This is a genomic window from Parasphingorhabdus sp., assembly GCF_048269865.1.
Lineage (GTDB): Bacteria > Pseudomonadota > Alphaproteobacteria > Sphingomonadales > Sphingomonadaceae > Parasphingorhabdus.
Window position 1 is genome coordinate 1 of sequence record NZ_JBLWUA010000027.1, and the last position, 6,948, is coordinate 6,948.

Annotated in this window: 3 protein-coding genes; 1 reads left to right on the forward strand and 2 read right to left on the reverse strand. The window is 54.7% G+C overall.

Annotation, left to right across the window (positions count from 1 at the left end):
* On the forward strand, nucleotides 1-415 hold a 415-nt coding region (locus ACN0WW_RS17165), incomplete at its 5' end, for a DUF4143 domain-containing protein (RefSeq protein WP_417614284.1).
* 90 nt (nucleotides 416-505) lie between these two features.
* Here ACN0WW_RS17165 and ACN0WW_RS17170 read toward each other — a convergent pair.
* Together ACN0WW_RS17170 and ACN0WW_RS17175 are read right to left on the reverse strand one after the other, a co-directional pair.
* Nucleotides 506-2,485, reverse strand: a complete 1,980-nt coding sequence (locus ACN0WW_RS17170; protein WP_089132029.1) for a ParB/RepB/Spo0J family partition protein — start codon at nucleotides 2,483-2,485, stop codon at nucleotides 506-508.
* Between the two features lie 146 nt (nucleotides 2,486-2,631).
* Nucleotides 2,632-6,879 carry a strawberry notch-like NTP hydrolase domain-containing protein gene (locus ACN0WW_RS17175; RefSeq protein ID WP_089132028.1) on the reverse strand — a complete coding sequence of 1,416 codons (4,248 nt, stop codon included), beginning with the start codon at nucleotides 6,877-6,879 and terminating at the stop codon, nucleotides 2,632-2,634.
* Nucleotides 6,880-6,948: the final 69 nt, after the last annotated feature.

Consider the following 6,948-nt stretch of genomic DNA (forward strand, 5'->3'; position numbering starts at 1 on the left):
GGTCAAATCTCCGCGTGTTTATGTACGTGATAGCGGCATTGTTCACGCGCTACTGGGCATAGACAATCTCGAAGCCCTGCTTGGCCATCCGGTCGCCGGAGCCAGCTGGGAAGGATTTGTCATCGAAAGCCTGATCGCTGCCGCACCTGAAGCTACGCTGGCTAATTTTTACAGGACATCGGCAGGAGCAGAAATCGATCTCCTTCTGACGCTGCCCACAGGCAAACGGTGGGCGATTGAGATCAAGCGAAGCTTGACGCCAAAATTGGAAAGAGGCTTTTATAATGCCTGCGATGACATACAGCCGGACCGGAAGCTTGTGATATATCCAGGTTCCGAAAGCTATCCCCATTCTGAGGACATTGAAATTGCATCACTCCCGGAAGTTGCCGGTCAACTGGCCGCGATCCGGTAACCGCCTACTGCCATGATTTTGATGAAAAGAAGCGGCTTGCCTTAAAAAGGCAAGCCGCTTCAGCCAGAAGACCACCTGTCAGGAGGAGGATCAGGCAGCCTTGTCGGCTATCTCTGGAATATCTTCTGATGCGCCGGCTTCCGAAGCTTCATCTTCCAAAACTTCATCAGCCGCAGACAAATCAGCAAAGCGCATCGCATCGGGAACCCACCGCGCAGCAGCTTGTTTGACTTCAGCCTCAGCAATGAAGTTTCCGGAGAAGATACGCTCGGCCGTTGCTGCAAGATCGGCCTTTTTGGATGCGCCGTAGCGGTTTGAAAGTTCCAGACCGCCAACCTCTTGCATGCCGCCAAGCGTTTTGGCCTTGGGTACACGGTCAAAATAATTGGCCGCAGTCGGACGCCACCAAGCCGCCATATCGATTTCCAAGATACCGCCCAGATAATCGTGCAGTGAGACTTGCCGGTCGCCTTCAACATTCAGGCTTGCAACGAGCGTTCGCGACACGACATGGCCGAGCCAGGCGCTGCGCGCGTCATCGCTTAGCTCCCGAAATGCCATGAAACGCTCAACATCGGTGGTGCCTGCTTTCCAGCTTTCATCCAGAGACCCGCGCAATTCCGCCAATGCTGCACTTGCTGGTGCGTCCTTTGCCTCAAAATTATGCGCCGGACCATGTGCTACGGGGCCCTTGAGCGTCGATGCCTCCTGAGCCTGCCAATCATGACTTTCAGCGTCAGCAAGCGTGAAGATCATAAAGTCGAGCGCGAGCGCCGGATCGCTTGCCACATGAAGCGACAAAATATCGCGCCTCTGCATCGCCAGTTCATCGACCAGTCGTTTGGAAAGAGCTGCACGCTTGGGTTTGGCGGGCTCGCCTTCCTCGACCAGTTCGACGCCTTCATCTTCGATAGGGGCATCAACCTTGTCCGTATAATATTGCGGAACCAATGTCGGTACTCCGTCATTGCCAAGCGCCAGAAAAGCGCCCGCTTCGCTGCGAAGCACGTCGGCCAGAATTGGCTTGCGATTGTTGAGCGCGCGCATTTCCTGTTCGATTTCCGACACGCGTTTCTCGGCTGCGAACACATCATCTTCGCTACTGTCCTCATTTTCGAGTATGACGGCTTCACCATCATATTCGATTTCCAATTCAGACAGACGCGCGATTGCTTCATCGCTAAGCGGTTCAAACTCTGTAGGAAGCCGGTTCAAGCCCTCGACGAGATCATGCGAGACATAACAGTCGAGCGTTGGCTTTACCCAGGCAAGACCATACTGGTCTTTGACCTCATCGGCCCGCCATTCCATTTTCTCAGCGGCGAGACGTTCAAGAAGAGCAACGTCAACCCAGCTTTCACTGTCATCATCATCGAAGAGTTCCCGGTCGATTTTGCCGCCTGCCTCAAGATAAGCATCGCGTCCGACCAGAACGGCACGGGGATCGCTAGCCCGGACACAGGCGTCCAGAACCATGCGCCGGATGCTGTCGGAATTTACGCTGTAATATCCTCCCGACACTTCCTCGAATATCTGTGCCTGGCGTTCGACATCCGAGGTTGCGCCGTAAGCTTTCGCAATATCAAGCGTGATGTCGCCGCTTGCCAAAGCCTCAAAAACCACTGGTGCGAGCTTGGCGAGCCGCAAACGCCCTTCGACAAAGCGAACCGTCTGACCAAAGCGAATGGCGACGTCTTCAACACTGGCGCCATCGTTCACAATATCTTGAAACGCTTCGGCTTCATCGGCAGGGTTGAGTTTTACGCGTTGGAAATTCTCGGCCAGACTGATTTCGCGGATCTCATGTGCTTCGCCGTTTTTAACGAGGCATGTAATCGGCTCGTTTTTCTTAATCGCCTTGTCCTTGGCAAGAGCCTTCAACTGTTTGAGACGCCGGCCACCTGCCGTGACCTCAAATTTGCCCCGAGCAATCGCGTTAACGACCAGATTTTGTAACAATCCACGCGCTGCAATGTCCGCCTTCAGCCATGCATCGGTTGCGGGATCAGACCGCTTGCGGACATTTTTCTTGGATTCAACGAGCTTGTTGAGTGGAATAGATTTGAACATTTTATAACTCCTGAAGAAACGAACCAACGATTTTCTGCGACCATCGCCAAAACCGGGTTCAAAAGAGCCAAGCCTCCTCCCCTCTCATTGCTAGGGATCACGCGTTCGCTTTCTGGTGGTTTGAAATTGGGGGAGAGCGGCAGCACTTAGGTCGCCAGTTTTTCCAGTATCTGCGCTGCTTCATTGACCGGCACGAATAGACGCGTGCGGTAGCGGATAATCTCGGTGAAACAGCCTTTGGATTTATACCAGTTGAGACGCTCGGCTGAAAAGCCCGTCAGTTCCAGTCGCTGGCTGCCATTGACCAGTGAGCGTTTGGCCATAAGGTCATCATGGCATTGAACTGAAAACGGCTTGCCGCTTTGCATCACCATTTCCGCAATCCGGGAGGGATTGATTGTCTGATCAAGATCGAGACCAAAGGCCCGTGCGAGATCAGCCATATCGAGTTCGGAAATTTCGCGGCCAATGATCGAACACCCGTCGCTCGCAGCAATACGGGTGACACGGACAAACTCTCCTGGAATTTTATTCCAAACTGGCAGTAGCAATCCGGTGGCAAGATGAACGCGTTCATGGGCCGTTTCGGACGCCGCTTGTTCTTCCTCCTCCAACCAGCCTTTTCGAAAGATTTTGAAATCAACCCGCTCCCAGAGACTTTCCGACAAAGCTTCGAGTGTCCAGTTTACCGTTTTTAGCGGCCTGATCAGCCGGCGACGTTCGATCGTCTCTCCCTCATCGGTGATCATACGCCGGGTCGGAACAGAAAGGGCGACACCCCCGGAGCGCGCATTGCGTAATAATTGAACTTGCGGCAGGCTGAAATCGTAAAGCTTGTAAAGCCGCTTGAAGCGAAGCGGTTTGAGCGGGCGCTGTGTTTTCAACGTCACAAGATGCGTGGTTGCCCCAGAGACGCTGTCCGTTCGGAGCAGCTTGTCCGACATAATTTCAAATGTATCAACCGCAATCGTTTCAACGCCGAGATCCAAGGTTCCCGCTTCGCGCGCTGCTTCCACGCGGGCTTCAATCAGCGAGAGATATTCATCAAATATTGCATTCTGCAAAGCGATGGGCAGCGCGAGTATCCGGTTTAGCCAGCGCTGGATGGTTGGCAGTTTTTCAGCCAGATCACCATCGGGTGTTTCAAGCTTAAGGCCCGTGACATCCTGAAAACGGTCCAGTGATACGGCATCCAATTTACCTGCATAGAGCAGGTGGAACCAGCTAGTGAGCGCGTCGCGAGCATATTCGCTTTCAAGATTATCAGCCGGATTAAACAGGTTTTGCCCGCCGGTCTGCCTTTGGCCGCGGGTCAATGCGCCAAGGCTATCGAGCCGCCGGGCGATCGTGGAGATAAACCGCCGTTCGCCTTTGACGTCAGTGGTTACGGGCCGAAAGAGCGGCGCGGATGCCTGGTTGGTGCGGTTGGTGCGGCCAAGTCCTTGTATGGCATTGTCTGCCCGCCATCCCGGTTCGAGAAGGAAATGCACGCGGCGCTGCTGGTTTTGTACGTCCAGATCGGCATGATAGGACCGGCCTGTCCCGCCCGCATCAGAAAATACCAGCACGCGCTTCTCGCCGTCCATGAAACTCTGAGCTTCGACTAAATTCGACCGCGCCGTACGGCGTTCAAGGCGTTGACGTCCGTCGCTGCCATTGACAAGCCTGCGGGTCCGGCCCGTCACTTCGGCAACATGGTCTGTTCCAAAACGTTCGATTACCGCATCAAGCGCCGCCCAAATGGGCGGAAGCGCACAAAGCTTTTCGATCATCGCGTCTCTCGCCTGAACGGCGCGCGGGCAAAGCACCGGATGGCCTTCAGAAGTGGACATAGGCTCTGATCGCAAGTTGCCGTCATCATCGCGGAACACCTGCATCAAACGGACCGGAAAACTTTTGGCCAGATAATCAATCACATATTCGCGCGGCGACAGGTCGATATCGAGCTGTTCGCGTTCTTCGGCGCTGAGATCGGCAAGTCTGCGGTTGAGCATGGCCTCGGCGGTCGAGACAAGCTGCACAACGGCGGAATGTCTGTCTTCCAATGCCTGTTCGATCGCTGGGAGCAGGCTGGGAAGTTTCATCGATAGCAGCAGCTGCGCGAAGAAACGCTGCTTGGTTCCCTCGAATATCGAAAGCGCCGCTGCTTTTGCATTTCGGTTAAGCGTATCGCCGCTATCCTCATCAACGATCCGCGTAGCTTCGAGGGCCGCCTCGAGATTTTTGTGAATAATCGCCCAAGCCTCGGCATAACTATCGTAGACCGATATCTGCTCTGTGGTAAGTTCATGCTCGAGAAGTTCATATTCAACGCCCGCAAAGGACAAGGCGCGGGCCAGATAAAGCCCTTGGGATTTAAGATCGCGCACGACCAGTTCCATCGCAGATATGCCGCCGGCGCGGATATCGCATAGAAACTTATCATAATTTGGAAAGGCGGTTTCCGGCCCCCAGAGCCCAAGGCGCGCCGCATAGCCAAGATTTGCAATATCGGATGCACCGGTTGCCGATGCATATATTATCCGCGCTCGGGGCAAAAGATTTTGGAGCCGCAGACCAGCGATGCCTTGCTCCGATCCTCTGACCTTGCCTCGGCTTCCTGTTCCTCCCAGTGCATTCGCCATTGCATGGGCTTCGTCAAAAGCGATGACGCCGTCAAATTCGTCCCCTGCCCATTCCAATATTTGAGCGAGCCTTGTCGTATCCATCCGGCCCGAACGCAGCGTTGGATAAGTGACGAATAAAATCCCGCCTGACATTGAAACCGACCTTCCCAGTTTCCAACTCGAAAGCGACTGGATATCGAGCGGCAGGCCGCCAAGGGCTGACCAGTCCCGGCGGGCGTCCTCGAGCAAGGTTTCGTTCTTGGTGACCCAGATATGGCGGCAATGGCCCTGCAGCCATCTGTCCATGATAACGCTGGCAATCTCACGACCCTTGCCCGCTCCGGTACCGTCTCCGAGAAAGAAGCCCGTACGGTAGCGAAAACCCTCTTCGGACGGTTCCAGCCCGGAGCCTTCGTTGATTGGCCTGTAAGTTCCGGGCAAATCGCGGGCGAAGGCATTCACTGCATAAATAAGCGTTTCGCACTGGGCATCGGAAAGTAGCTGTTTCTCCCGCCAGTCAGCTGGAACCACCGGCTGGTGCTGCGGGATTGGTGCAGCAACAGACCCCATCGCCACCGATTCCACCAGCGGTGTCGGGTGAACAGGAGCATTTTCGATTGTTATCCGGCTTGGCCGGTAGGCTAGATAAATGCCTTTTTGCTCCGGCGTTGGTGCCGCATCGTCGAGAACTTCAAAGATGAGCTTTTCGAATATTTGCATGTCTGGTGAGGATTTTGAAACTTGCGCGACCGGGCGTTTGGAACGGTAGCTCGACACAAGCGCGAGTGGGTTTGCTTTGGGTCTGGAAGTTTGCGCAGTGGATTTTGAGGCGGCGCGCTCGGGCAAAGCGCAGCAGGCGTCGTACAAACCCTCAAAATCAGCGATGTCGATTGGCGCTGCGCATTGTTCGGCAGCAATTTTGTCGATGACAACAAGACGCACGGTGATGCCGGTTCCCCGGCGTGTAAAAGATCGTATGATGCGCACATCAAGGCGCAGTGCACATGGTGCCGGTTCGCTTTTGGCAAATTTGGCGGCGCTGAATCCCTCGGGCATGATCGCCACAAGCCGGCCGCCAACTGCCATACGCCGCCATGCAGAACGCAAGTGCCGCAGAGCCGAGCGACCATCTTTTCCGCGTTCGGCGCTACACGCAAATGGCGGGTTCATAAGCACGAGATTTGGATTGTGGCGGGATGGAAGCAACTCATTGATCAGCTCGCCATCGTGTGAGGAGAGCACAGCGCCCGGAAACAGCTCGCTTAGACAAGCACTACGCAGGTCATCAATCTCATTGAGGATCAGCTTCGCGCCGACAAGATGCGGCCAAATGGCGAGAATTCCCGTTCCGGCAGATGGCTCGAGCACGATATCGTCGCGCGAAATGCCCGCTGCCAAAGCCATCGCCCAGGCAAGCCGGGTAGGGGTCGAAAATTGCTGGAGGGCAATCTGGTCATCATGCCGGTTATGTTGTGGCGGAAGAACTTGCTCAAGGGCCATGAAGCATTTGTCGACTTCAGCAAAATCGGAATTGAGTGAAATACCGGAATGTTCGCGAAGCCATATTAGCTCTGCCAGCTCGATGGCACAGCCAGTCATTTTTACCGACCAGCCATCGGTCGCATCGCTGCTTCCGGTGAGGGTTTCGAAAATAGCGTTGATGTCTTTTCGTGTGACTTGGGAACCTGTTCCGAGGCGACCTGTTATTTCCTGAGCGGCCTTGATTATTATTTCGCTGGCCAGATCCTGTGTATCGTCAAGTTGCAACTGTGCGTTTTGTAGAGTCATGATGGTTTTCCTCCGTTAGGCACGGACAGACCTCAGACGGCCATCTCGTGCATAATCAGGGAAAAGCCC

Excerpts from the sequence above, each read along its gene's own strand:
- ACN0WW_RS17170 (WP_089132029.1), bottom strand. The coding sequence starts at position 2,485 with ATGTTCAAATCTATTCCACTCAACAAGCTCGTTGAATCCAAGAAAAAT.
- ACN0WW_RS17175 (WP_089132028.1), bottom strand. The coding sequence starts at position 6,879 with ATGACTCTACAAAACGCACAGTTGCAACTTGACGATACACAGGATCTG.